Genomic DNA, 23,298 nt, shown 5'->3' with positions numbered 1-23,298 from the left:
GATTTTCAGATCATCGGCGCCGGCGTGGCCGGCATGGTGGCGGGAGCGGCCTTCTTGGCGGCGCGCTTCCGGGTCGCCTTCTTCGCGGTCTTCTTCACCGTCTTCTTTGCGGCCTTCTTCGCCGCCGGCTTCTTCGCGGCCTTCTTGGCCGCCTTCTTGGCTACGCGCTTCTTGGTGGCCTTCTTCGCCGGCTTCTTCGCGGCCTTCTTGACTACGCGCTTCTTGGTGGCCTTCTTCGCGGTCTTCTTGGCCGCCTTCTTGGCTACGCGCTTCTTGGTGGCCTTCTTCGCCGGCTTCTTGGCGGCCTTCTTGGCTACGCGCTTCTTGGTGGCCTTCTTCACCGTCTTCTTGGCGGCCTTCTTGGCTACGCGCTTCTTGGTGGCCTTCTTCACCGTCTTCTTGGCGGCTGCCTTGCGGACGGTCTTCTTGGCGGCCTTCTTCACCGTCTTGCGCGCCGTTGCCTTCTTGGCGGCCTTTTTCGCGGTCTTGCGGGCTGCCGGTTTGCGGGCAACTTTCTTGGCTGCCTTCTTGGCAGCAGGTTTCTTCTTCGCAGCTTTCTTGGTGGCCATGATGTGGCTCCTCGTCAGTGGTCGAACGTTGACCGATCGGAAATCGATCGGAGGTGTTGCCCAGTACGAACCAGTGCCGCGGCCGGATGGCCGGCGACAAACCGCCAGCACGCATGACGTGCCGGACGGATGCGTGACAGGCATACGCGCACGCGGCCATGGCCTGCGCGTGATGCCTGGATGAAGAACGGACGCAACCGACCTGTGGCCGATGCGGCCGGGGCATTGGTCGGGCGGGAAAGGACGGAGTGCAAGGTGCAATGCAACCGGGTGGACGATTCTTCGAAGGGCAGGAATCCGATATCCACCGTTTTGAATGTCCGGGCGGAGTTCGGTTGTGGACTGCACGTTGTCGTGATCGCTTTGCTCACTCGTGTTCGCAGGAACCGTCTGCTGGGCGAAACGTAATCACGGTTTTTGCAAGTGTCAACAGCCCCGCAGCGACGGTCACTGCATGTGGACCGCAGGCAGGCAGCCCGCTTCGTCGGCATCGCCTCGAACAAAACATGCTGCACACACGCGAGAAGGTGAAACTGCACGCTCGAATATCGCTGAAAGCAAGTAATTTCAAGGCTTTCACGCACGTGGACAAAAAATCGCCAACATTATTCTCGCGCGCGACGCAGTTCGAGCTGGTCAAATAATAGCCATCCTGGACGATCGAAAGTCGGCTGAACCTTTTCTTTCGACCGCGTTTTTTTTGGCATCGCACAAGTCCAAATGCGCAGGTTTTGCGCGAACTTTCCGACGGCCGCCGACACCTCCATCACCAGGGACAGGATGCATCCCCTCGCTCTTTGGGAAGCCGTCGTGCAATGAAAAGCGCCGGCCACCTTTCGGTGACCGGCGCGATGTTCGCACCCGGTCGGGCTACCGGAACCACCGGCAGCCGATTTTCCTTCTCTCAGTGATCGTCGTCTTCGAGCAGTTCGGCGTAGTCATCCGGGCCGAGCAGCTCGTTCAACTGTTCCGCCTCTTCGATCTCGACCGTGAACAACCAACCTTCGCCGTAGGCATCCTCGTTGATGGTCTCCGGCTTGTCGGCCAGTGCGGCATTGGTCTCGACCACGGTGCCGCTGACCGGCGCGTAGACGTCGGAGGCCGCCTTCACCGACTCGACCACTGCGCAGGCCGTACCGGCTTCTACGCGGTCGCCGACATTCGGCAGCTCGACATAGACCAGGTCGCCGAGCAGGCCCTGGGCGTGATCGGAAATGCCGACGGTGACCTTGCCGTCGCCTTCGACGCGGGCCCACTCGTGGGACTTCATGAACTTCAGATCGCCGGGGATTTCACTCATGACTGGCCTCTGTATATCGGGTGTGGCGGCTGGGGGTGTTGAAACTGGCGCCTAGTGTAGCGGCGCCATCATCTATACGACAGAGTGTGCAGTCCACTTCAGGCCAGGACGCCGTCCTGGGGCTGACCGTCCCTCACGAACGGGAACTTCACCACCCGCACCGGCACTTCTCGACCGCGGATGTCGACGCGCACCCCGCCTTCGACGCCGGCGGCGATCTCACCGGCCGGCACACGGGCGAAGGCGATCGCCTTGCCCAGCGTCGGCGAAAAAGTGCCCGACAGGATCTCGCCCTCGCCATGCGGGGTCAGTACCTTCTGACCGTGGCGCAGCACGCCCTTCTCGTCCATCACCAGGCCGATCATCTGCCGCGGTGCGCCGCTGGCCTTCTGTTGTTCGAGCACGTCGCGGCCGACGAAGTCGCGGTCGCCGTCGAGGGCGACGGTCCAGCCGAGTGCGGCTTCGTACGGGCTCACTCCGTCATCCATGTCCTGGCCGTACAGGTTCATCCCGGCCTCCAGGCGCAGGGTGTCGCGAGCCCCAAGGCCAGCCGGCTTCACGCCCGCCTCAAGCAGTGCGTTCCAGAACGCCACGGCGTCGGCCTCGGGCACGATCACCTCGAAGCCATCCTCGCCGGTGTAGCCGGTGCGGGCGACGAACAGGTCCACGCCGGTCTCGGTCTTCGCTTCGGCGGCAGCGAAACGGGTGAGTTTGCCAACGCGCCCACGATCCTCTTCGCGCAACAGGCCGATCACCCTGTCGCGGGCGGTCGGGCCCTGTACGGCGATCATGCCGAATTCGGGGCGCTCGACGACTTCGACATCGAATGCCGTCGCTTGTGCGGCGATCCAGGCCAGGTCCTTGTCGCGGGTCGCGGCGTTGACGACCAGGCGGAAGAAATCCTCCGACATGTAATAGACGATCAGATCGTCGACCACCCCACCCTGCGGGTTCAGCATGCAGGTATAGAGCGCCTTGCCCGGCTTCTTGAGCTTGTCGACCGAATTGGCGACCAGCCGGCGCAGGAACTCGCGCACCCTGGCGCCGCGCAGGTCGACCACGGTCATGTGGCTGACGTCGAACATGCCGGCATCACGGCGGACCTGGTGATGCTCCTCGATCTGCGAGCCGTAATGGATCGGCATGTCCCAGCCGCCGAAGTCGACCATCTTGGCGCCGAGGGCGCGGTGGGTGTCGTTGAGGATGGTCTTCTGGATCATGGCGGGGTCCGTACGGGAAAGGCGCCATTATCGCAGAGTGGAGCTGCTCCCCCGGCTTCCCCGGGGAAGCCGTTGCCCTTGAGATGACCAGCCTCCTTCCCCTGATCCGAGGAGGAGGCCGGGAAATCTCAAACCGCCTCGACCCGCAACGTCATCCCATCTGTGGCGACCACCTTGACCATCGTGCCGGCCGGCAGGTCGGGACCGGTGACGGTCCAGAACGCGTCGCCGATCTTGACCCGGCCCTCGCCGCCGACGATGTCCCGCTCCAGCGGCAGCGTGCGTCCGATATGGTGCTCGGCGCGCCGGTTCAATCCCGGCCGATCGCTCTGGCGCTCACGGCCCGGACCGCGGAACCACTTCCGGTAGACCTGGATGGAAGCGAAGCTGAGCGCCACGAACGCGGCCACCTGCGCCAGCACCGGCAGATCGAATACCCACACCAGCACGAACACCGCGGCGGCAGCCAAGCCGAGCCAGAGCATGAAGGCGCCCGGCGCAACCGCTTCGGCCGCGAACAGCAACAGCGCTGCCGCGGCCCAGATCACCATCGGCCAAGTCCATTGCATGGCTCAACCTCCGATGCGGGGCGGCGGACCGCCCGCGGCGCCGGATCCCGCTGTGCCAGACGTGTTGCCCAGCGCCTGCTTCGCCAACTCGGCAATGCCGCCGAGCGAGCCGATCATGCCGGCCGACTCCATCGGCATCAGGATGAACTTCTGGTTCGGCGCCTGCGCCAGGGTCTTGAACGCTTCCACGTACTTCTGCGCGACGAAGTAGTTGATCGCCTGCACGTTGCCACGGGCGATCGCGTCGGACACCATCTGCGTCGCCCTGGCTTCGGCCTCGGCCAGGCGCTCGCGGGCCTCGGCCTCCCGATACGCGGCTTCCTTCTCGCCTTCGGCTTCGAGAATCGCCGACTGCTTCTCGCCCTCGGCGCGCAGGATCGCCGACTGGCGATGACCCTCGGCCTCCAGGATCACAGCGCGGCGCTCGCGCTCGGCCTTCATCTGCCGCGCCATCGAATCGATCAGGTCGCGCGGCGGCTGGATGTCGCGGATCTCGATGCGGGTGACCTTGATGCCCCACGGATTGGTGGCCTGGTCGACCACGTTGAGCAGCTGCGCGTTGATGGTCTCGCGATTGCTCAGCGACTCGTCCAGGTCCATCGAACCGATCACGGTACGGATGTTGGTCTGCACCAGCGCGATCGAGGCGATTTCCAGGTTGGAGACCTCGTAGGCGGCCTTGGCCGCGTCGAGTACCTGGAAGAACACCACCCCGTCGACTTTCACCACGGCGTTGTCCTTGGTGATCACGTCCTGGCTCGGGACGTCGAGCACCTGTTCCATCATGTTGACCTTGCGGCCAACGCCGTAGACGACCGGGACCAGGAAGTGCAGCCCGGGCGTCATCGTGTGGGTGTACTTGCCGAACCGCTCAACCGTCCATTCAAAGCCCTGCGGCACCATCCGCACCGCCTTGAACAGGATCACGATACCGGCAAACAGCAGCACCACCGAAAGCAATGTACCGAGCTCCATGGCCCCCCTCCTCTGTATTTGACCGGCCGAGTATAGGGGAAGCCCCGGCCGGACCTGGCCGCCCACCTGCCGCTGCCAATGCTTGCCTGATCTGTCCGGATCTCTTGCCGCTCTTATTGATAATGGTTATCAAATTCACTAAAATTATCGGTCTCTTGCGCACCCGACGCCCACTTCCAAGAACGAAGTACACATATGGACCTCTGCAACCGATTCCCCAGCCGCAGCCTGCTCGCCCTCGCCATCGCCGCGTGCTGTGGCATGGCCCATGCCGAAACCGCCGCAGGCTACGACGACCAGGCCGTCACCCTCGACCACCTGACCGTGGTCGGCAGTGCCGGGAAGGCGCGTGAGGCCGCCGGTTCCGCCGCCTACCTCGATGCCGAAACGCTGGAGAAGCACGACTACCGCGACATCCAGCGCGTGCTGCGCCAGGTCAACGGCGTCTATGCGATCGACGAGGAAGGCTATGGTCTGCGCCCGAACATCGGCATCCGCGGCTCCGGCACCGACCGCAACAGCCGCATCACGGTACTGGAGGACGGCGTGCCGATCGCACCGGCGGTCTACGCCGCACCAGCCGCCTATTACTTCCCGACCGCCTCGCGCATGAACGCGGTGGAAGTGCGCAAGGGCTCGGCCACCATCCGCAGCGGCCCGCGCACCACCGGCGGCACGATCAACCTGATCTCCACCCCGATCCCGCAGCAGGCCTCCGGCCTGGTCGACTTCGCCTACGGCACCGACCAGACCGTGCAGGCGCACGCCTGGGCCGGCGGCAGCACCGACAACATCGGCTGGCTGCTGGAGACCGCGCAGCAGCAGAGCGACGGCTTCAAGCGTCTCGACGGCGGTGGCGACACTGGCTACACGCTGGAGGACTACCTCGGCAAGTTCCGCATCAACACCGGCGCCGACGCACGTTTCTACCAGTCGCTGGAACTGAAGCTGGGCAAGGTCGAGCAGGACAGCGACGAGACCTATCTGGGCCTGACCGAAGCCGATTTCGACGCAGATCCCAACCGTCGCTATGCCGCCTCGCAGAAGGACAACATCAAGACCGATCACGAGCAGGTCGAGCTGCGCCACTACATCGCATTCTCCGACAGTCTCGACCTGACCACGGTCGCCTACGAGAACGAGTTCTCGCGCAACTGGTACAAGCTGGCCAACACCAGCGCCCCCTATGAATGGCTCATCGGCGGCGACAGCCCGGACGATGCGCTGATAGTGCGCAACAACAACCGCAGCTACGTCAGCAAGGGCGTGCAGAGCGTGCTTGGCTGGAGCCTCGACCTGGGCGGTGCGCGGCACGCGCTCGAGTTCGGCGTGCGTTACCACGAGGATCAGGAAGATCGCTTCCAGAGCGACGATCTATACCGCATGGACAACGGCACCATGGTGCTGACCACGCGCAAACCCGCCGGCAGCCAGGACAACCGTATCGGCGACGCCAAGGCGATCGCGGTATACGTGCAGGACGAGATCCGCGCCGGCGACTGGATCGTCACCCCGGGTCTGCGCTACGAATCGATCGACCTGACCCGCACCGATTACGCCAAGCAGCCCGACGGCCGCGACCTGGGCCCGACCCGTGTGCGCAAGTCGTCGGTATCAGAATGGATGCCGGGCCTCGGCGTGACCTGGTTGCTCAGCGACAACTTCAACCTGTTCGCCAGCGCCCACAAGGGCTTCAACCCGCCTGGCCCGGGTTCCGACGCCGATCCGGAGGAAAGCCTCAACATCGAGACCGGCCTGCGCTGGGGCCGCGACAGCTTGCAGACCGAGCTGGTCGGGTTCTGGAACGACTACAGCAACCTGGTCGGCACCTGCACCGAATCGTCCGGCGGCGGCTGCGTGATCGGCGACCAGTTCGACGGCGGCAAGGCGCGGGTGCGCGGCATCGAGGCCAGCGTGGCCTACGACTTCGGCCAGGCCAACGACTGGGTCGTCAACGTGCCGGTACGGCTGGGCTACACCTGGACCGAGGCCGAGTTCCGCAACAGCTTCCAGAGCGGCTTCGAGGAATGGGACACGGTCACGTCCGGCGACAAGCTGCCGTACCTGCCGGAGCAGGCGCTGAACGTGCAGGTCGGCGTCGAGGGTGAGCGCTGGAGGGTGAACCTGGCCGGCAACTACATCGACGACATGCGCACCAATGCCGCCGATACCGATCCGCGCACGGAGTCGGCGTTCGTGGTCGACCTAGCCGCGGGCTACAGGCTGACGCAGCAGGCCGAGCTGTTCGCCCGGGTCGAGAACCTGACCGACGAGACCTGGATCGCCTCGCGCCGCCCGGCCGGAGTGCGCCCGGGGATGCCGCGGCAGACTTACCTGGGTGTGCGAGTCAAGTTCTGACCTGTCATCGCCATTGAAGTCGAGCGAAGGCCGGGAGGGATCCCGGCCTTTGTTTTTTGTCTCTTCTCCCAATCAAGGGAAGAGCGAGCCAGGTCTGTTGGATGAAGGGGCGCCGGGGGCGAAGGCCCTTGGATGCGAATGTCCCCCGGCACCGGCCAGGGCCGGCGCCTCCTCCTTGATTTCGCACCCAAGGGCCTTCGCCCCCGGCGGTCCGACATGACCGGTGGTTCCAGAAGCGCACTCCCAGGAAGGGTCTGCTTCGCGTTCCAGCGTGGCCGCGCGATCCCGACGTGGCCTGCCGGCCTTGACGGCGAAATCAAGGAGGAGGCCGCCGCCACGGGCGGCGGCCGGGGGACATTCGCCGGCAAGGCCGGCAGGTCGCGGCGGGACAGCCAGGTAGCGGCGAGAACTGGCGGGCAGACAAAAGGCTGCGACGCTTTCGCCACCGGGTGCATCCTATTGACCTGAATGCAGCCCGCCTCCTCCTTCGCGATCGACGTACCCGATGACCTGCTGGCCCGTGCCAGGAGCGGAGAACGGGCCGCGTTCGAGCAGCTCTATCGCTGGTTCGAACGCCCCGTGTTCACCCTCGCCCTGCGGATGTGCGGCGACCGCGAAGAGGCGGCCGAGGTACTGCAGGACACCATGCTCAAGGTACTCGGCCGGATCGCCGACTTCCGCGGCGACAACGGCAGCCCGTTCTGGGGCTGGTTGCGCCAGGTGGCGATCAACGAAGCACTGATGAGATTGAGGCACCAGCGGCGGTTCGCCCATGACGTCGCACTCGAAGATGACGGCTGGCTCGAGGACGACGGCCCGCCGCCACCGGCCGCGGCGGATGCCGCACGACTGCAGCGCGCGCTCGCCGGGTTGCCGGCGCTGACCCGCAGCGTGCTGTGGCTTTACCACGCCGAGGGCTACACCCATGAAGAAATCGCCACGCTGATGGATCGCACGGCGAGCTTCTCCAAGTCGCAGGTCGCCCGCGGAGGACGACGCCTGCGGCAACTACTGGAATCCGCGCCGGCGACACGCAGCGCGAACGAAATCAACCCGGAGCCCCACCATGCCTGACCTGGGCCGCCCACACGATCATGACAATGCGTCGCGGCACCCGCCCGGCGACTGGCGCGAGGCGCTGTCTGCCCTGCCGCTCGACACACCGGACGGGGATGGCTGGACACGGCTGGCCGCGCAGTTGCCGATCAGCGGCCATGCGACGCGGGACACCTGCCGCAATGTCGTGCCCGCCCGCCGACCTGCACGGCGACACCGGCGTCCAGTCGCCTGGCTGACCGCTGCCGCGGCACTCCTCGCGCTCGCCGTGGTCCCGCTGCAACTGCTCCGGCAGGCATCGCCGGACGAAACCGTACCCGCACCCGTCTCCGCCGCCGACGCCGACCTCGAGCGCCTGTACGCCGAATCCGCCCGACTCGAAGCGCTTGTAGCGATGGCCCGCGACGACAGCATGACCAGTGCGCAGGCGACATTGCTGACGGCGTCGCTCGACGAGCGCATCGGCGCCATCGACGGCACCCTCGCCCAGCCGGGACTCGATTCCGGACAGCGGATGCAGCTGTGGCAGGCGCGGGTCGAAACGCTGCGCGAACTGGCCGGGGTCGAGACCACGCAACTCTGGCTGTCCGCCCGCGGCGAACACTGGGACACCGCATTGGTCCAGATCGACTGAACCATCGACCCAACACATCCCAACACATCGACTTTCCGCTCATCACGAGGCGACCATGAAAATCACACTCCTGCACGCATTGGCCCTGGCCTGCTCCACCGCGCTGGCGGCAGCATCCGGTCCGGTCCTGGCCGCCGGGCCCGACCCGGCCAAGACACGCGAACTGGAAGCCGCACGCGAGGAACTGGCCAACGCCGCACGGCGAGTGGCCGAGCTGTCGCGCGAACTGGGCATCAACGCCAAGGCAATGGCCATCGAGCAGCGCACGAACGTCAAACCCATGCTTGGTGTGGTGCTGACGACCGACTCCAGTGCCGGCGCGCGCATCGCCGCGGTGACGCCCGACGGCGCCGCGGCTGAAGCCGGCCTGCGCAGCGGCGATCGCGTGGTCAGTGTCAACGGCACCGCGATCGGCGGCAGCGATGCCGGCCAGCGTCTGTCGCACGCCCGTGAGCTGCTGGCCGAGCCGTCCACCGACACGCCGGTGCTGCTCGGCTACGAACGCGACGGGAAACGCGACAGCGTCCGGATCACACCCAGGCCCGGCCGACGCCTGTTCGCCATCGGCGAGATCCCGGACATGAGGGCGACCGGCAATCGCCAGTTCACCCTTGTCCGCAACGGCCACGGCCGGGTGATCGATCTCGACGCCCCCGATTTCGACTTCGATTTCGACCGACACGGTCTTGATGGACTGGCCGCCGGAATCAAAGAACTGGCGATCGCCCCCGAGGTCCGCACGGAGGTCATCCGCCTCAGCCGCGAGGCGTGCAAGGACGGCAAGTGCGTGGCCCCGACGGTAATGGAGGCGTTCCGCTGGAACGGTCTGAACCTCGCCTCGGTGGACCAGGACCTCGGCCGTTACTTCGGCACCGAGGCCGGCGTGCTGGTACTGGGCACCGGACCGCTGCTGGACGGACTGCAGGCCGGCGACGTGATCCGCAAAGTCGACGGCAAGAGCGTCACCACCCCGCGCGAGGCGATGGAAGCACTGCGCGGCAGGGCGTCGGGCGACAAGGTGGCGGTGGAATACCTGCGCGACCGCAAACCCGCCACCGCGCAGATCACCGTGCCCGAACCGCGGGTATTGAACCTGCCGCCCATGCCGCCTGCGTCACCCGCACCGCCGAAGCCGCCCAAGGCGCCATCCGCACCCGATGCGCCTCCTGCTCCGCCATCGCCGCCCGCACCACCGCTTGCGCTGCTGTAACAGAACGATGTCCCGGGCACGATCGACGCCGTGCCCGGGCCACGAACTGCCGCTATCGGTTCCGCGTATCAGCCAGCGGCGATGGCGGTACCGGTTCCACCCACTGCGCGAACACCGCGTCGATCTCGGCGTCTCTCACCGGCTCGCCGTCCTGGACCCGTTGTGCCTGCTCGAACAGCGGCACGATCATCGCCATCCCGTCCACCTTGGTCTTCAGGTGCAGGCCCGGCGGCTGTGACAGCCACGCATCCCAACGTGCGCGGACCTTGGCCCAGTAGCCTTCGGTCGCCTTCCAGTAGGCGTAGGCCGGGGAGAAATCGGTGTCGCTGTCCCGGCGGTAATCGTTGAAACCGAATTCGCGCACGAGGGTGCGCGAGTCGCCATCCGCATCGCGCGCGACCTTGGTGTTGTCCTGCTCGTGAGTCCAGCCTTCGGGCACGATGGTGTGGCGGTTCTCGACGTTGAGTGCGTTGTAGTCCTCGCGCGTGGTGTACTCGCGGCGCGGAAGCGGGCGCCAGCTGCGATCGGAGGTCCAGGTCGCCACACCGTACTTGTGGTTCCAGCGGCCGGTGCCGCAGTAGCGCGGCGCATCGCTGACCTCGTACACACACTGGGTCCATGCGCCGGCGGTCTTCTCCGCCGGGATCGGCTGCACGGTCCAGGTCTGGTCGCCGCTGAACTCGAATCGTGCCGGCGCTTCGTAGATCCAGTCCTGGCGCCAGTGCTTGGTGACGTGGCCGCTCTTCGGCTCGACCAGCAGGTGCTGCAACACGATCCTGTCCGGGCTGTCCTCGACCACGATCACCACCTCGCTGGCGCCGCTGCGTTTGGCCGGCTTGCGTTCGTAACCGGGGGCGAGGATCACGGTCTCGTCGAAGCTGAAGTCGACGTCGTATTCGCCCTGCATGGCGAGGATGGCTTCGCGATCCTGTTCCGGGGCTTCGATGGCAGCTGCATTGGCAGCGGACAATGCGGTCGCGATCAGGATCGCGGCGCTCAGGTGGCTTGCTGTGATGGCGTGCTTCATGTCGATGTTCCAGATTCTGTGGGGGGCGAGGGCTGGCGTGGTGCAGCGCTTACCAGTTCACCGAGAGGCTGATGCCGAGGTTGCGGCCAGGTGCGGTGTAGCGGTCGAGCGAGGCGCTGCTGGCGGCCGCGCCGGCCGGCAGGTCGCCACTGGCCCAGTACTTGCGGTCGGCGAGGTTGAACACGCCGGCATTGACGGTCGCGCCCGGCGCGAAGTCCCAGTGCGCGAGCAGATCGAGCACGCCGTAACCCGGGGTCGCGAACCCGGCCTCCGTGGGCAGGTCGCGTTTGCGCGCGGCAAAGCGGCCGGCCAGCTCGACACCCCAGGCTTCGCGGTCGTAGCCCAGGCCCAGGGTCGCGCGCAATGGGTCGATGCCGGCCAGCGGTGTGCCGTCGGCGCGGTCCTCGCCCTTCGACCAGGCCGCCGCAGCACGCAGCGACCAGCCATCGAGCGCCGAGGCGAACGCATCGAGCATGAGTCCGCCACTGAACTCGATGCCGTAGATCTCGGCATCGGCAACGTTCTGCGACTGGAACACCATCAATCCTTGCGGATTGAAGCCGATGAAGCGCAGCGACTCGATGAAATCGTCGTAGCGGTTGTAGTAGGCCGACAGGCTGGCATGGGCCCTGTCGCCAGCGAAACGCAGGCCGGCCTCGATGCCATCGCTGGTTTCCGGCTTCAGGTCCGGATTGGGAATCGCGGTGTAGCCGAACTGCAGATTGGTGAAACCGAGGTTGACGTCGTTATACGGTGGCGCGCGGAAGCCGTGCGAGTAGCCGGCGAACATCGACCAGTCTCCGGCGAAGCGCCAGACCACGCCGAGTTTGGGCGACACGCTGGTTTCCTTGAGCTCGCTGATCGCGACGCCCGGGTTGTCCTCGGCGAAGATCGGGTCGAGCTCGGGCTTGAGCCGGTAGTGGTCGACACGCAGGCCCGGCACCAGGCTGACCTGGCCTCCTGCAAACGTGATCTCATCCTGCAGGTACAGCGCGGCCGTGGTCGTTTCGCTGTTGGGGAAGTCGCGCACCGGGAACGTATCCGGCGGCATCACCGGCGTACTGACGCCATTCGGGAAGACCACGCGGCCGTCACGCTTCTGGCGCACCCTTTCGCGGGCCAGTTCGAGCCCATAGGTCATCGCATGCGCGACGTTGCCGATGGCGAAGTCCTTGCGCAGGTTGGCCTGCAGGCCATGCTCGCGCTGGTCGAAGTTGAACTGGCGATTGCGCACGTGCGGGCCGGCGGTCGCCGTGGTGCGCGCCTCGCGGGTGTCCTGGGTAGTCTCGCTGTCCTGGCGGTAGACCTTCACGCCCAGGCTGTCGGCGAAGGCGAGGCCGAGCGAATCGGACTCCCAGTCCAGCGACACGCGGGCGCGGGTCTGGTGGTCGTGGCCGGTCATCGCGGTGGTGGTGGCCCCGGTCGGAACACCATTCATCACCTGTGGGCCAAGCGCCGACAGCACATTGGTATGAGTGGTGTCTTCATTGCCCTCGACGGTCAGACGCATGCGGTTGTCGGCGTTGTGCGCGTAGACCAGCTTGGACAGCACGCTGCGGCCGTCGCGATCCTGCGGATTGGGCGCGGTACGGGCGCTGCCGGCGCTGCGGTTCTCGCCCTTGTTGCCGGTTTCCTGACCCTGATGATGACTGGCCGTGACCAGCCCGCTCCAGCGCTCGCCGCCGAAAGCCGCGGTCGCGCTGCCGAACAGGCCTTTCCAGTCGCCGTCGTAGCCGAGCTTGAAACCGAAATAGCCGTCCTTGCCGGCATCGAGATAGTCGGCCGGGTCCTTGCTGATGAGGGCCACCACGCCTCCAAGCGCATCGGAACCATACAGCGCACTCGACGGGCCGCGTACCACCTCGACCGCCTTCAGCGAGTCGAGATCGACGAAGTTGCGGTTGGCATTGGAGAAGCTGCCGATCGAGAACGCGTCCGACACCGGGATGCCGTCGACCTGCAGGCGCACGCGGTTGCCGCCCAGGCCGCGGATGCGGATGTCGCCGATGCCGAAGCGGACCGGATCGGACGTGACGGTGATCGCCGGCTCGTAGCGGAAAAGATCCTTGAGGTCGCGGGTAATGGTCTTGTCCATCTCCTCGCGGTTGATCGCGGTGACCGTGGCCGGCACATCGGCGATGGCGCGCTCGGTGCGGGTGGCGGTGACCACGATCCGCTCGAGATCGGCCGTGGCGCCAGCCGCATCGGCGCCGGCCTCGAAAGCGGCGGCGGTAATCGGCAGCGATGCCAGGACGGCCAGGGCCAGTGAATTCGGGACAAGGAAACGGCGACCGGACTTGCCGGAAGCAGGTGTGCTGTGGACAGACATGCAGATGGACTCGATGTTGGCACCGAGGCGGGCTGGCAGCTGTTCGACAGCAGGCTGGCGGCCTTGGAGAGATTGGGGAAGCGCCATCCTTGACGCACGGCAACGCCGGACTTGCTCAGCGTTGCCTTGGGTTGCTCGCGCGGCGACACCTGTAGCGAAGTTCGCGGGCGTTGATGAAAGAGTGCCTGCCAGCGCGGCGCGTTGGCAGGCGTCGCCTTCCTTGGCGAAGTGCAAGCAGGGCGAGGGAGAGAGAACGCTGCTTGCAGGACCACGAAGCTGTGGACCGACCGGCTACTTGGTCAGGATCAATTTGTCGTTGCGGGTGTGGCGCAGCCGATAGACCTCGCCGCCGTGGCGGATCAGCACTTCACGGGTGCCGCGCAACAGGGCGTCACTGTCCAGCAGCGCACCGCGCGGCAGCCCGGAAGACTCGAGCGGGCGACGATCGAGCTGGGGACGCGGGGTGAACGGGGCGACGGCAGACGAGACAACGGACGGAACGGCAATCGACTGGCGCAGGGACATGGTCGTGGCTCGCTGGGGGTGAGTCACGAATGATAATGGTTCTCATTAACGAGTCAAGGGTTCGTGTTCGTCCCTGCACTTGGCCGCGCGCACTCAACCAATCGCCGCCTTGATCCGCTGCCAGCCCGATTCGTCCATCCGCTCGAGCACCTCCAGAGCCTCCAGGTTCTGCCGCAACTGTTCGTTGTGGGTGGCGCCGAGGATCACGCTGGAGACATGCGGATTGCGCAGGCACCAGGCGATCGCCAGCGGCGCCGGCTGCTCGCCGAGTTCGGCCGCAACACGGGTGAAACGGCGCACGCGCTGCAACCCGTCGCTCTCCGCTCCGAGCAGGTTTTCCTGCAGCCAGGACAGTTCGGGACGCGCGAGCCGGGCCGACTCCGGCATGCCATCGTTGTACTTGCCGGTCAGCACGCCCGAGGCCAGCGGCGACCAGACGGTAGTGCCCATTCCGTACTCGGCGTACAGCGGCGCGTATTCGAGTTCGACCCGCTCGCGGTGCAACAGGTTGTATTGCGGCTGCTCCATCGCAGGTGCATGCAGATGGTGCGCGCGGGCCAGCTTGTGCGCCTCGCGAATCTGCGCGACCGACCATTCCGACGTGCCCCAGTACAGCACCTTGCCCTGACGGACCAGCGCATCCATCGCCTGCACCGTCTCCAGGATCGGCGTGTCCGGGTCGGGGCGGTGGCAGAAGAACAGGTCCAGGTAGTCCACCCGCAGCCGCTCCAGCGCACCGTGGCAGGCATCGGTCAGGTGCTTGCGCGACAGTCCGCACTGGGTCGGGCGCGGATCGGCGACACTGCCGAAGAACGCCTTGCTCGACACGCAGAATCCGTCACGCGGCAGGCGCAGGTCGGCGATGACGTCGCCCATGACCCGCTCGGCCTCGCCGTGGGCATAGCTCTCGGCGTTGTCGAAGTAGTTGATGCCGTTGTCCCAGGCGCAGGCCACCAGGTCGCGGGCGCGGGTGCGGCCGACCTGCGAACCGAGGGTGACCCATGAACCGAAGGACAGGGCGGACAGTTGGAGGCCAGAGGTGCCGAGGCGGCGGTATTGCATGACGATTCCTGGACGCTGGTGGGTGGGGTGATCCCGGGTGCGGACCCGTGACAACGCATAGGCTACAATGCGCGCGCTCTTCCTCCGGGGAGTAGCCCCCGCGCCGGCCCACGGCCCTGCGCGGCGCATCCGTCAACACACTTGGCCAGCCGGCCATGGCGCATGCAGGACCGTCATCCATCCAATGGATACGGACCGGGGCAAGACCGAAGGCAGGCGTCGCGCGTACCCGGGCCGGGCCGGGCCGTGCGTCGTCCGCCTTCGCGACTCGCGAATGCCCGGCCCCGGAGTCGAAATGGACGCACTGCCGTTCTCCACCACCCTGCTTTCGACCGGCGCGGTCGCGCTCGCCGAAATCGGCGACAAGACCCAGTTGCTCGCCTTGCTGCTGGCCGCACGTTTCCGCCGCCCGTGGCCGATCGTGGCCGGCATCCTCGTCGCCACCCTGCTCAATCATGCCGCGGCCGGCTGGATCGGTGCGGCAGCGGCCTCGTGGCTGCGGCCGGACGTGCTGCAGTGGGTCGTGGCCGCAAGCTTCCTCGCGGTGGCGCTGTGGACGCTCAAGCCCGACAGCCTGGACGAAGGAGAGACCCTGCCCGCACGCGGTGCGTTCATCGCTACCACCATCGCCTTCTTCATCGCCGAGATGGGCGACAAGACCCAGGTCGCGACGGTGCTGCTGGCCGCCAGGTACAGCCCGTTGTGGGAAGTGGTGGTCGGCACCACGCTTGGCATGCTGCTGGCCAACGTGCCGGTGGTGGTGCTGGGCAGCCGCTTCGCCGCCCGGCTGCCGCTGAAAGCGGCCCGCTGGACTGCGGCAGCATTGTTCCTGGCCCTCGCCGGTTGGGCGTTCTGGCTCGCATTGGTCAGTTGATCCGGCCGTCCCGAGCGGACCGGTCCGACCTGGCCGTTCCGAGCCGATCGGCGCCAACCGGGCGAACGCCAGCGGCAACCGCTATCCTGCCGAACTATCGCTGCTATCGCCGCCCGGGGACAGGCATGCTTGCAGAAGAGCGCGGTTTGAAGGCCATCGTCTCGACGCTGCTGTCGCGCCCGGACGAGATCATGCTGGAGGTCGGGGCCGGCGGCGAGCTGATGGTCGCCCGTCTGCGCGCGGTCGCCGCCGCCCTGCTGTTGTTGCTGCCGCTGGCCAACATGCTCGGTGGCGGGCGCATCGACGAGAGCCTGATCGGCCTGGCTGGGGCTGTGGTGTTCAACGTGGTCGCGCAGGTCTGGCTGGCGCTGTCGCGACGGCGGCGGCACTTCCGCTGGCTGCCGTTCGTGACCACCGCCGCGGACATCACCACGGTCACCCTGGTGCTGGCGCTGCTGGCCACACAGCACTTGCCGGCAGCGCTCAACAGCCTGATCGTCTGGTGCGGTTACCTGCTCGCGATCGGTTTGACCGCGTTGCGCAGCGATGGCCGGGTGACCCTGCTCGCCGGCGGCCTGGCGCTGGTCCAGTACGGTCTGCTGGCGGTGATCGTGATCGCCATCGCGCCCTCGCCCGAGGCCCTGATCTCCACCGACTACGGCACCGTCACCGCCGGCAGCCAGTGGCAGCGGCTGGTCCTGCTGGTGGTTGCCACCCTGATCGCCGCCATGGTGGTCTATCGGACGCAACAACTGGTGCAGATGTCGGGCACCGACGACATGACCGGCCTGCCCAACCGCACCTGGCTGATCCACCGCATGCCGCAGCTGTTCGAGACCGCCGACGAGGAAGGCTGCAGCCTGACCCTTGCGCTGATCAACCTGGACCGGTTCCGCCGCCTGAACGACGAGATCGGCCTCAGCGGAGCCGACCGGGCGATGGGTCAGTTCGTCGACACCCTCGACGCCATGACCGACAGCGGCGAATGGCTGGCGCGGGTGCGCGGCGACGAGTTCGTGCTGGTATTGCGCAAGCCGATCGGCACCGCCTGGGAGCGGGTCGACGCGATCCGCCGGATCATCGGCGAACATGCCTTCGAATCCGACCGCGGCGGCGAGCCGATGCACCTGCATTTCAGTGCCGGTCTGGCCAGTTATCCCCACGACGGCCGCAGTCTCTCGGCCCTGCTGCGCCGCGCCGACCTGCGCCTGCAGGAAGCCAAGCGAACCGGCCGTAACCGGGTCGTGCTGCGCGAAGGCTGACGGGAGCGCAGCACCGGCAATCTGCTAGTCTGCAGCATCGTTTTCAGCGGCCGGGAGCGCCGCAGGGGGATTGAGTGGAGACATTGACCCGGATCGGGTTCGGCCTGTTCGGCCTGGCCGTCCTGCTTGCCATTGCCTGGGTATTTTCGGCCAACCGCAGGGCAATCAACTGGCGGCTGATCGCAATCGGCCTGGGGCTGCAGCTGCTGATCGCGGGTTTCGTCCTGCTCACACCATGGGGAGCGCACGTGTTCGACGCGCTGTCGACCGGCTTCGTCAAGCTGCTCGGCTTCACCACCCAGGGCGCGCGCTTCATCTTTGGCGACTTCACCGATCCGGACAAGTTCGGCTTCGTGTTCGCGTTCCAGGTGCTGCCGACGATCATCTTTTTCGCCAGCTTCATGAGCGTGCTCTACCACCTCGGGGTGATGCAGAAGATCGTGCAGGGCATGGCCTGGGTGATCACCAAGCTGATGCCGGTGTCCGGCGCGGAAACGCTGTCGGTGTGCGCCAACGCCTTCATCGGCCAGACCGAATCGCCGCTGGTGGTCAAGCCGTACATCTCGAAGATGACCGAATCCGAGCTGTTGACCCTGATGGTCGGCGGCATGGCGACGATCGCCGGCGGCGTGCTCGGCGCCTACGTGATGCTGCTCGGCGGCGGCGATACGGCGCAACAGGCGTTCTATGCCAAGCACCTGATTACCGCCAGCATCATGGCCGCACCGGCGACCCTGATCATCGCCAAGATCCTGGTACCCGAGACCAACACTCCGCTGACCCTCGGCACGGTGCGGATGGATGTCGAGAAGACCACCACCAACGTCATCGATGCCGCTGCCGCCGGCGCTTCCGACGGCCTCAGGCTGGCGCTGAACGTGGGCGCGATGCTGCTGGCCTTCATCGCGCTGATCGCGGTCCTGAACGGTGCCATCGGCTTCGTCTGGGCGTCCCACTTCACCATTCCGGTCGGCTACAGCGACGGGCAATGGAACTTCTATCACTTCCCAAGCTGGCAGGACGGCTGGGCCGCAATGACCGGCCATCGGATCGACCTGAGTCTGCAGACGCTCCTGGGGACGATCCTGTCCCCGCTGGCCTGGGCGATCGGTGTGCCGTGGCAGGACGCCAACACCATCGGCGGACTGATCGGCACCAAGGTGGTGCTCAACGAGTTCGTCGCCTACGTGCAACTGGGCGATATCATCCGCGGCAACGTCGAAGGCGTGACCCTGACCGACCAGGGCCGGCTGATCGCGACGTATGCGCTATGCGGCTTCGCCAACTTCAGCTCGATCGCGATCCAGATCGGCGGCATCGGTGGCATCGCCCCGGACCGCCGCCACGACCTGGCCCGATTCGGCCTGCGCGCGGTGCTCGGCGGCTCCATCGCCACCCTGATGACCGCCACCATCGCCGGTGTGCTGACCCACTTCGCCTGAGGCGACGGAATCTTGTAGCCGGGGCCAGCCCGAAGGGCGCACCCGGAACCATTGTCATCGCCCGGGTTGCTTCGCTCCTTCCGGGCTTCGGATCGAGGGCGGGATTGATGACCGCGAAAAGCAAAGTCGTTGTGGTGGGTTCGTTCAATGTCGACCATGTGTGGTCGACGGACATGCTGCCCCGTCCCGGCGAGACGCTGGCCGGACGCTATCGCAGCGGACCCGGCGGCAAGGGCTTCAACCAGGCGGTCGCCGCGGCGCGTTCGGGAGCGACGACCGCATTCGTCTGCGCGCTCGGCGACGATGCAGGTGGCCGGCTGGCGCGCGAACTGGCCGAAGGCGACGGCATCGCCCTGCATGCCCAGAGCAGCAGCCAGCCGACCGGCACCGCCGGGATCTATGTCGATGCCGACGGCCGCAACAGCATCGTCATCGGGCCGGGGGCCAATGCGGCGCTGTCGCCCGCGCATGTGCGTGCGCAGGATGCCGCTTTCGTCGGCGCCGGCGTGGTCCTGGCGCAACTGGAGTCGCCGGTCGATGCGGTGCTAGAGGCCTTCACCGTCGCCCGCCGGCACGGCGCCAGCGCCCTGCTCAACCCGGCTCCGGCCGATGCCGTGGTGACGCCGGAGTTATGGGCGTTGGCCGACCTGACCACCCCCAATGAAACCGAGTTCTGCATGCAGCTGAAGCGGCTCGGTGCCGATGCCGACCCGGTCACTCTGGCCAGCCAGCCCGACGATGCCCTGCATGCCCTGTGCCGCCAGCTCCTGCCACACGGTACCGTCGTGATCACGCTCGGCGCTGCCGGCTGCTTCGTCTCCCATCCCGCCGGCGACCTGCGTGGCGACACCGCCCCCTGCTACCGCCAGCCGGCGCCGCAAGTGGATGCGATCGATACCACCGGCGCAGGCGATGCCTTCAATGGCGCCCTGGCCGCGGCACTGGCATCGGCGCCCGGCCAGCCCTTCGCCGCCCACGTTCGCCGCGCTGTCGACTACGCAGCGCTTTCCACCGAACGCCACGGCGCGGCCGAAGCCATGCCACGCATGCATGAGCTGGCGGAACGCTTCCCAGACCGCCGGCAATATGAACAAAAAATAAATACGGCCTGACCTGGGCACCCAGCTACCCTTCGTTTTCGTGATGTACGTCGCGAAAAAGAAGAGGGGATGCAGGGATGGCCGGTCGATTCGAGATCACCACTCGCAGCAATGGAGAGTTCCAGTTCAACCTGCGTGCGGGCAACGGCCAGGTCATCCTGACCAGCGAGGGATACCAGGCCAAGGCTTCATGCCTGAACGGCGTCGAGTCGGTCCGCAAGCACAGCGAGCAGGAGGCCTTTTTCGACCGGCTGGTGGCGAAGGATGGCCGCCCCTACTTCACCCTCACGGCCGGCAATGGCCAGGTGATCGGCCACAGCCAGATGTACAGCAGCAAGACCGCGCGCGACAACGGCATCGACTCGGTGATGCTCAATGCGCCGAGCGCGCTGGTGATCGACAAGACCGACGCCGCCGTCGCCTGACCGGCCCGAGCCTGCTCCGCTCCGCTCCGCTCGGACAGCTGTCCTGGCCATGGTCCAGCCCTCCCCGACCCAGTTCAAATTGATAATCATTCGCACTAACATACGCAGCCCCTGCCGTATGGAAGTGCCCGATGCCCCGTCTCTCCCCCTCGCCTGCGCCCTGCTGGCCGCGCTCCCGCTGTCCCCCGTGCTGGCCCAGGGCAGCGCTGACGACAGTGCCGTCGAGCTGGACCGCATCACCGTCTCTGCCAGCACCAGCCGCATTCCCGATTCCGAGGCGGCGCTGCCCAACACCATCACCATCATCGACCGCGAACAGCTGCAACAGCAGCTGGCGATCACCCAGGACGTCACCCAGGTGCTCGCCAACCTGGTGCCTTCGTTCACGCCCGCACGGCAGAAGATGACCAACGGTGGCGAGGCCCTGCGCGGGCGCAAACCGCTGTATCTGGTCGATGGCGTGCCGCAGTCCACGCCGCTGCGCGCGGGCGGCCGCGACAGTCACACCATCGATCCGGCGATGATCGAGCGCATCGAGGTCATTCATGGCGCCAACTCGCTGCAGGGTCTGGGCGCGTCGGGCGGCATCATCAACATCATCACCAAGCGCGCCCCGCGCGGGGATGGCGAAACGTTTCACGACGTCACCCTCGCCGCCAGCAGCACATTGCCGCATGAGGACGACGCCACCGGCTGGCGCGGCGCGTATCTGTTCGGCACCCGAAGCGGCGCGTTCGACTTCGTCGGCGGTGCCTCGTATGCGCATGAAGGTCTGTACTACGACGGCAACGGCAACGCGCTCCCGGTCGACGAAGTTCAGGGCGACCTGATGGATTCGCAAAGCTGGAATCTGTTCGCCAAGGGCGGCTGGGACATCGGCCCCGATCGTCGCCTGCAGCTGAGCCTCAACCGCTACCAGGTCGAGGGCGACGGCGACTACAGCACCGTCGATGGCGATGCCGCCGCCGGCATTCCCGCGACCTCGGCCAAGGGCCGCCCGCCAATGGACCCGCCGCGCAACCTGATGACCCAGGCCGCGCTCGACTACACCGACCGCGACCTCGGCGGCGGCTATCTCCAGGCCCAGCTCTACAAGGCCGACTTCGAGGCCCGCTACGGCGCATCGTCGTGGAACGCATTCTGGGGACCGGGCAGCGACAGCCTGATGGCGCAGTCGCAGAACGTGTCGAAGAAGCTCGGCGCCAAGCTGACCTGGTCGCGCGACGGCATCGGCGAGCTGCCGCTGCGCCTGACCCTGGGTCTGGACGCCTCCCGCGACGAGACCTGGCAGCAACTCGACGGCGACACCGGCGAGTCCTGGTACTGGGTGCCAAAGACGGTGTACACCTCGGTCTCGCCGCTGCTGCAAGCCGAGTACAGGATCGGCCCGGTACTGTTTACCGGCGGCCTGCGCCATGAGCGCGGCAAACTCGACGTCGACGACTACACCACGATGCCGGTCTATGGCAGTCAGCCCGTCGAGGGCGGCAGGCCCAGCACCAGCGAGACCCTGCCCAATTTCGGCATGGTGTGGGAGGCCAGCGACGCATTGAAACTGTATGCCTCGTACTCGGAGGGCTACACGGTCGCCGACATCGGCCGCGTGCTGCGTGCGATCAACGAGCCCGGCAAACGGGTCGACAGCCTGGTCGACCTGCAGCCGGTGGTCGCCGACAACCGTGAGGTCGGTCTGGATTACGACGACGGCCGATGGATCGCGCATCTCGCCGCCTACTGGTCCGACTCCGACCTCGGTTCCCGGCTGTCTTACGACCCGGTCACCCAGGTCTTCAACGTCGCCCGCGAGCGCACCGAGATCCACGGCTTCGAAGGCAATGTCGCGTTCCGGTTTTCCGATGCTGGCCGCATCGGTCTGGCCTACGCCCGCACCCGCGGCCGCTACGACAGCGATGGGGACGACCGTGTCGACAGCAACCTGCCCGGGACCAACATCGGCCCGGATCGCCTGACCGCGTTCTGGACCCAGGTGTGGGCACCCCGCTTCGATACCCGCCTGCAGGCCAGCCACGCCCGTGACCGCGACTTCGACAGCAGCGACGACGACTTCGACGGCTACACCACGGTCGATCTGCTGGGCCGCTACCGGCTGGCGCTGGGCACGCTCAATATCGGCATCGAGAACCTGCTCGACAGGCAGTACATCACCTACTACTCCCAGGTCAGGCCACCGCGCAACGACACCTACACCGCCGGCCGTGGCCGGGTGCTGACAGTGGGCTGGTCGCACCGGTTCTGAGCATCGCGACGGCGCAGGCGTGAACGGTTCCAGCAAGTCATGGTCACGACGTCGCCTGCGGGCGGCGCTGTCGTGGCTGCACCTCTGGCTGGGGCTGGTGGTCGGCAGCATATTCGCCGTGGTCGCGTTGACCGGCAGCGTGCTGGTGTTCCACGTCGAACTGCTGAAGCTGCAGCATCCTCAGCTGACCGGCCATGCGCCGGTCGCCGAGGGTCGTGTGCTCGAACGCATCGTCGATGAGTGGAAACCGCAGGGACTGCGTTCGCTCGATCTGCCGCGCGATGAACTGCCGGTCTGGCAGGGCTATTTCGCGGACGGCCAACGCGGCTATTTCTCGCCTGAGGACGGCCGCCTGCTGCTGGCCCGCAGCCACCACGACGACTGGCTGCTGTGGCTGCACGAACTGCATGTCGAACTGCTCGGCGGCCGGGCCGGCAAGGAAGCGCTCGGGGTCGCCGGATGGATCGCGCTCGGTCTGCTGCTCAGCGGCCTGTACCTGTGGTGGCCCAAGCGCGGGCGGATGCTCGCACAACTGAAGGTCCACGCCGGTCCGCCGGTGCGGCGCTGGCTCAGCTGGCACCGCAGCAGCGGCGTGGTGCTGCTGCCACTGGTGCTGCTGGTCACCCTGACCGGGGTTGGCATGATCTACAGCAACGGTTTCCGCATCGTGCTGGCGGCACTGTTTGGCGGTGCGACCCACACCGCGCCGGCGGCGGCGGGAGCGGCCGGCCGGCCGGACTGGAATCGCGTGCTGGCCGAGGCCGGCACCGCCCTGCCCGGCGCGCGCGTGAGCCGGGTTTCGGTCTCGGCCGATGACGGCGTGATCGGCTTCCGTGCCCGTGCGGCGGGCGAATGGCACCCGTTCGGACGCAGCACCATCCACCTCGACAACAGCGGCCGCCTGCTGCAGGTCGTCGACGCCACCGCCGACCCGGCCGGCACCCGCATCCTCCAGGCAATTTACCCGCTGCATATCGGCGCGGTCGGCGGTGCGACGATGCGCTGGCTGACCCTGCTGGCCGGGCTGATGCCCGTGTTCCTGCTGGTCACCGGCTTCCTGTTCTGGCGGCGCCGACGCGGGAAGTAACTGAACGGCTATCCCGG

At 66.7% G+C, this 23,298-nt stretch carries 19 protein-coding genes and 1 pseudogene; 12 read left to right on the top strand and 8 right to left on the bottom strand.

Annotation, left to right across the window (positions count from 1 at the left end):
- Positions 1 to 33: 33 nt before the first annotated feature.
- Positions 34 to 570, top strand: a pseudogene (locus FKV23_RS17460) (hypothetical protein); the annotation flags it as partial.
- A 903-nt stretch (positions 571 to 1,473) separates the two neighbouring features.
- On the opposite strand, the gene gcvH reads toward FKV23_RS17460, so the two are convergent.
- The 4 genes from gcvH to FKV23_RS03560 form a co-directional block, all read right to left on the bottom strand.
- Positions 1,474 to 1,869, bottom strand: a complete 396-nt coding sequence (gcvH, locus tag FKV23_RS03575) for a glycine cleavage system protein GcvH (protein WP_141622623.1) — start codon at positions 1,867 to 1,869, stop codon at positions 1,474 to 1,476.
- Between the two features lie 98 nt (positions 1,870 to 1,967).
- Complete coding sequence (gcvT, locus tag FKV23_RS03570; protein WP_141622622.1) at positions 1,968 to 3,089, bottom strand: glycine cleavage system aminomethyltransferase GcvT; 1,122 nt, start codon at positions 3,087 to 3,089, stop codon at positions 1,968 to 1,970.
- A 128-nt stretch (positions 3,090 to 3,217) separates the two neighbouring features.
- Positions 3,218 to 3,658: an NfeD family protein gene (locus FKV23_RS03565; protein WP_141622621.1), complete on the bottom strand. Its 441-nt coding sequence runs from the start codon at positions 3,656 to 3,658 to the stop codon at positions 3,218 to 3,220.
- A 3-nt stretch (positions 3,659 to 3,661) separates the two neighbouring features.
- Positions 3,662 to 4,633, bottom strand: a complete 972-nt coding sequence (locus FKV23_RS03560; protein WP_141622620.1) for an SPFH domain-containing protein — start codon at positions 4,631 to 4,633, stop codon at positions 3,662 to 3,664.
- Between the two features lie 195 nt (positions 4,634 to 4,828).
- Between FKV23_RS03560 and FKV23_RS03555 the strand changes: the two genes are divergently transcribed.
- The 4 genes from FKV23_RS03555 to FKV23_RS03540 all read left to right on the top strand — a co-directional run bounded on the left by FKV23_RS03555 (position 4,829) and on the right by FKV23_RS03540 (position 9,891).
- Positions 4,829 to 6,991: a TonB-dependent receptor family protein gene (locus tag FKV23_RS03555; protein WP_141622619.1), complete on the top strand. Its 2,163-nt coding sequence runs from the start codon at positions 4,829 to 4,831 to the stop codon at positions 6,989 to 6,991.
- A 468-nt stretch (positions 6,992 to 7,459) separates the two neighbouring features.
- A complete protein-coding gene (locus FKV23_RS03550; RefSeq protein WP_141622618.1) occupies positions 7,460 to 8,065 on the top strand; it encodes an RNA polymerase sigma factor in 606 nt (201 codons plus the stop codon).
- Positions 8,058 to 8,681 (top strand): hypothetical protein, encoded by a 624-nt coding sequence (locus FKV23_RS03545; RefSeq protein ID WP_141622617.1) that lies wholly within the window; start codon positions 8,058 to 8,060, stop codon positions 8,679 to 8,681. Before FKV23_RS03550 ends, FKV23_RS03545 begins: the two co-directional genes overlap by 8 nt.
- Before the next feature lie 55 nt (positions 8,682 to 8,736).
- Complete coding sequence (locus FKV23_RS03540; protein ID WP_141622616.1) at positions 8,737 to 9,891, top strand: PDZ domain-containing protein; 1,155 nt, start codon at positions 8,737 to 8,739, stop codon at positions 9,889 to 9,891.
- A gap of 52 nt (positions 9,892 to 9,943) precedes the next feature.
- Here the strand turns inward: FKV23_RS03540 and FKV23_RS03535 are convergent, their stop codons facing one another.
- The 4 genes from FKV23_RS03535 to FKV23_RS03520 all read right to left on the bottom strand — a co-directional run bounded on the left by FKV23_RS03535 (position 9,944) and on the right by FKV23_RS03520 (position 14,834).
- Positions 9,944 to 10,918 (bottom strand): DUF6607 family protein, encoded by a 975-nt coding sequence (locus FKV23_RS03535; RefSeq protein ID WP_141622615.1) that lies wholly within the window; start codon positions 10,916 to 10,918, stop codon positions 9,944 to 9,946.
- A 49-nt stretch (positions 10,919 to 10,967) separates the two neighbouring features.
- Positions 10,968 to 13,247, bottom strand: coding sequence for a TonB-dependent hemoglobin/transferrin/lactoferrin family receptor (locus FKV23_RS03530; protein WP_141622614.1), 2,280 nt, complete (start codon positions 13,245 to 13,247; stop codon positions 10,968 to 10,970).
- A gap of 291 nt (positions 13,248 to 13,538) precedes the next feature.
- A complete protein-coding gene (gene hemP, locus FKV23_RS17455; protein WP_407067666.1) occupies positions 13,539 to 13,667 on the bottom strand; it encodes a hemin uptake protein HemP in 129 nt (42 codons plus the stop codon).
- Positions 13,668 to 13,865: 198 nt separating this feature from the next.
- Positions 13,866 to 14,834: an aldo/keto reductase gene (locus FKV23_RS03520; protein WP_141622612.1), complete on the bottom strand. Its 969-nt coding sequence runs from the start codon at positions 14,832 to 14,834 to the stop codon at positions 13,866 to 13,868.
- 295 nt (positions 14,835 to 15,129) lie between these two features.
- Here FKV23_RS03520 and FKV23_RS03515 point away from each other — a divergent pair, with 295 nt between their 5' ends.
- From FKV23_RS03515 to FKV23_RS03485, 7 genes are all read left to right on the top strand, one after another.
- Positions 15,130 to 15,708, top strand: coding sequence for a TMEM165/GDT1 family protein (locus FKV23_RS03515; protein WP_141622611.1), 579 nt, complete (start codon positions 15,130 to 15,132; stop codon positions 15,706 to 15,708).
- A 125-nt stretch (positions 15,709 to 15,833) separates the two neighbouring features.
- Complete coding sequence (locus FKV23_RS03510) at positions 15,834 to 16,970, top strand: GGDEF domain-containing protein (RefSeq protein WP_141622610.1); 1,137 nt, start codon at positions 15,834 to 15,836, stop codon at positions 16,968 to 16,970.
- A 74-nt stretch (positions 16,971 to 17,044) separates the two neighbouring features.
- Entirely contained in the window at positions 17,045 to 18,412 is a 1,368-nt protein-coding gene (locus tag FKV23_RS03505) for a NupC/NupG family nucleoside CNT transporter (RefSeq protein WP_141622609.1), read from the top strand.
- Positions 18,413 to 18,519: 107 nt separating this feature from the next.
- On the top strand, positions 18,520 to 19,524 hold the full coding sequence (locus tag FKV23_RS03500; RefSeq protein ID WP_167284934.1) for a ribokinase: 1,005 nt from the start codon (positions 18,520 to 18,522) through the stop codon (positions 19,522 to 19,524).
- A gap of 65 nt (positions 19,525 to 19,589) precedes the next feature.
- Entirely contained in the window at positions 19,590 to 19,937 is a 348-nt protein-coding gene (locus FKV23_RS03495) for a YegP family protein (RefSeq protein WP_141622607.1), read from the top strand.
- A gap of 118 nt (positions 19,938 to 20,055) precedes the next feature.
- Positions 20,056 to 22,194 carry a TonB-dependent receptor gene (locus tag FKV23_RS03490; protein WP_167284932.1) on the top strand — a complete coding sequence of 713 codons (2,139 nt, stop codon included), beginning with the start codon at positions 20,056 to 20,058 and terminating at the stop codon, positions 22,192 to 22,194.
- A 19-nt stretch (positions 22,195 to 22,213) separates the two neighbouring features.
- Positions 22,214 to 23,281 (top strand): PepSY-associated TM helix domain-containing protein, encoded by a 1,068-nt coding sequence (locus FKV23_RS03485; protein ID WP_141622605.1) that lies wholly within the window; start codon positions 22,214 to 22,216, stop codon positions 23,279 to 23,281.
- Positions 23,282 to 23,298: the final 17 nt, after the last annotated feature.

Source organism: Lysobacter alkalisoli (assembly GCF_006547045.1).
GTDB lineage: Bacteria > Pseudomonadota > Gammaproteobacteria > Xanthomonadales > Xanthomonadaceae > Marilutibacter > Marilutibacter alkalisoli.
Note: the sequence above shows the minus strand (reverse complement) of the source record. Positions and strands in the feature narration are given on the sequence as shown.

Excerpts from the sequence above, each read along its gene's own strand:
- gcvH (WP_141622623.1), bottom strand. The coding sequence starts at position 1,869 with ATGAGTGAAATCCCCGGCGATCTGAAGTTCATGAAGTCCCACGAGTGG.
- gcvT (WP_141622622.1), bottom strand. The coding sequence starts at position 3,089 with ATGATCCAGAAGACCATCCTCAACGACACCCACCGCGCCCTCGGCGCC.
- FKV23_RS03565 (WP_141622621.1), bottom strand. The coding sequence starts at position 3,658 with ATGCAATGGACTTGGCCGATGGTGATCTGGGCCGCGGCAGCGCTGTTG.
- FKV23_RS03560 (WP_141622620.1), bottom strand. The coding sequence starts at position 4,633 with ATGGAGCTCGGTACATTGCTTTCGGTGGTGCTGCTGTTTGCCGGTATC.
- FKV23_RS03555 (WP_141622619.1), top strand. The coding sequence starts at position 4,829 with ATGGACCTCTGCAACCGATTCCCCAGCCGCAGCCTGCTCGCCCTCGCC.
- FKV23_RS03550 (WP_141622618.1), top strand. The coding sequence starts at position 7,460 with ATGCAGCCCGCCTCCTCCTTCGCGATCGACGTACCCGATGACCTGCTG.
- FKV23_RS03545 (WP_141622617.1), top strand. The coding sequence starts at position 8,058 with ATGCCTGACCTGGGCCGCCCACACGATCATGACAATGCGTCGCGGCAC.
- FKV23_RS03540 (WP_141622616.1), top strand. The coding sequence starts at position 8,737 with ATGAAAATCACACTCCTGCACGCATTGGCCCTGGCCTGCTCCACCGCG.
- FKV23_RS03535 (WP_141622615.1), bottom strand. The coding sequence starts at position 10,918 with ATGAAGCACGCCATCACAGCAAGCCACCTGAGCGCCGCGATCCTGATC.
- FKV23_RS03530 (WP_141622614.1), bottom strand. The coding sequence starts at position 13,247 with ATGTCTGTCCACAGCACACCTGCTTCCGGCAAGTCCGGTCGCCGTTTC.
- FKV23_RS03520 (WP_141622612.1), bottom strand. The coding sequence starts at position 14,834 with ATGCAATACCGCCGCCTCGGCACCTCTGGCCTCCAACTGTCCGCCCTG.
- FKV23_RS03515 (WP_141622611.1), top strand. The coding sequence starts at position 15,130 with ATGGACGCACTGCCGTTCTCCACCACCCTGCTTTCGACCGGCGCGGTC.
- FKV23_RS03510 (WP_141622610.1), top strand. The coding sequence starts at position 15,834 with ATGCTTGCAGAAGAGCGCGGTTTGAAGGCCATCGTCTCGACGCTGCTG.
- FKV23_RS03500 (WP_167284934.1), top strand. The coding sequence starts at position 18,520 with ATGACCGCGAAAAGCAAAGTCGTTGTGGTGGGTTCGTTCAATGTCGAC.
- FKV23_RS03495 (WP_141622607.1), top strand. The coding sequence starts at position 19,590 with ATGGCCGGTCGATTCGAGATCACCACTCGCAGCAATGGAGAGTTCCAG.
- FKV23_RS03490 (WP_167284932.1), top strand. The coding sequence starts at position 20,056 with ATGGAAGTGCCCGATGCCCCGTCTCTCCCCCTCGCCTGCGCCCTGCTG.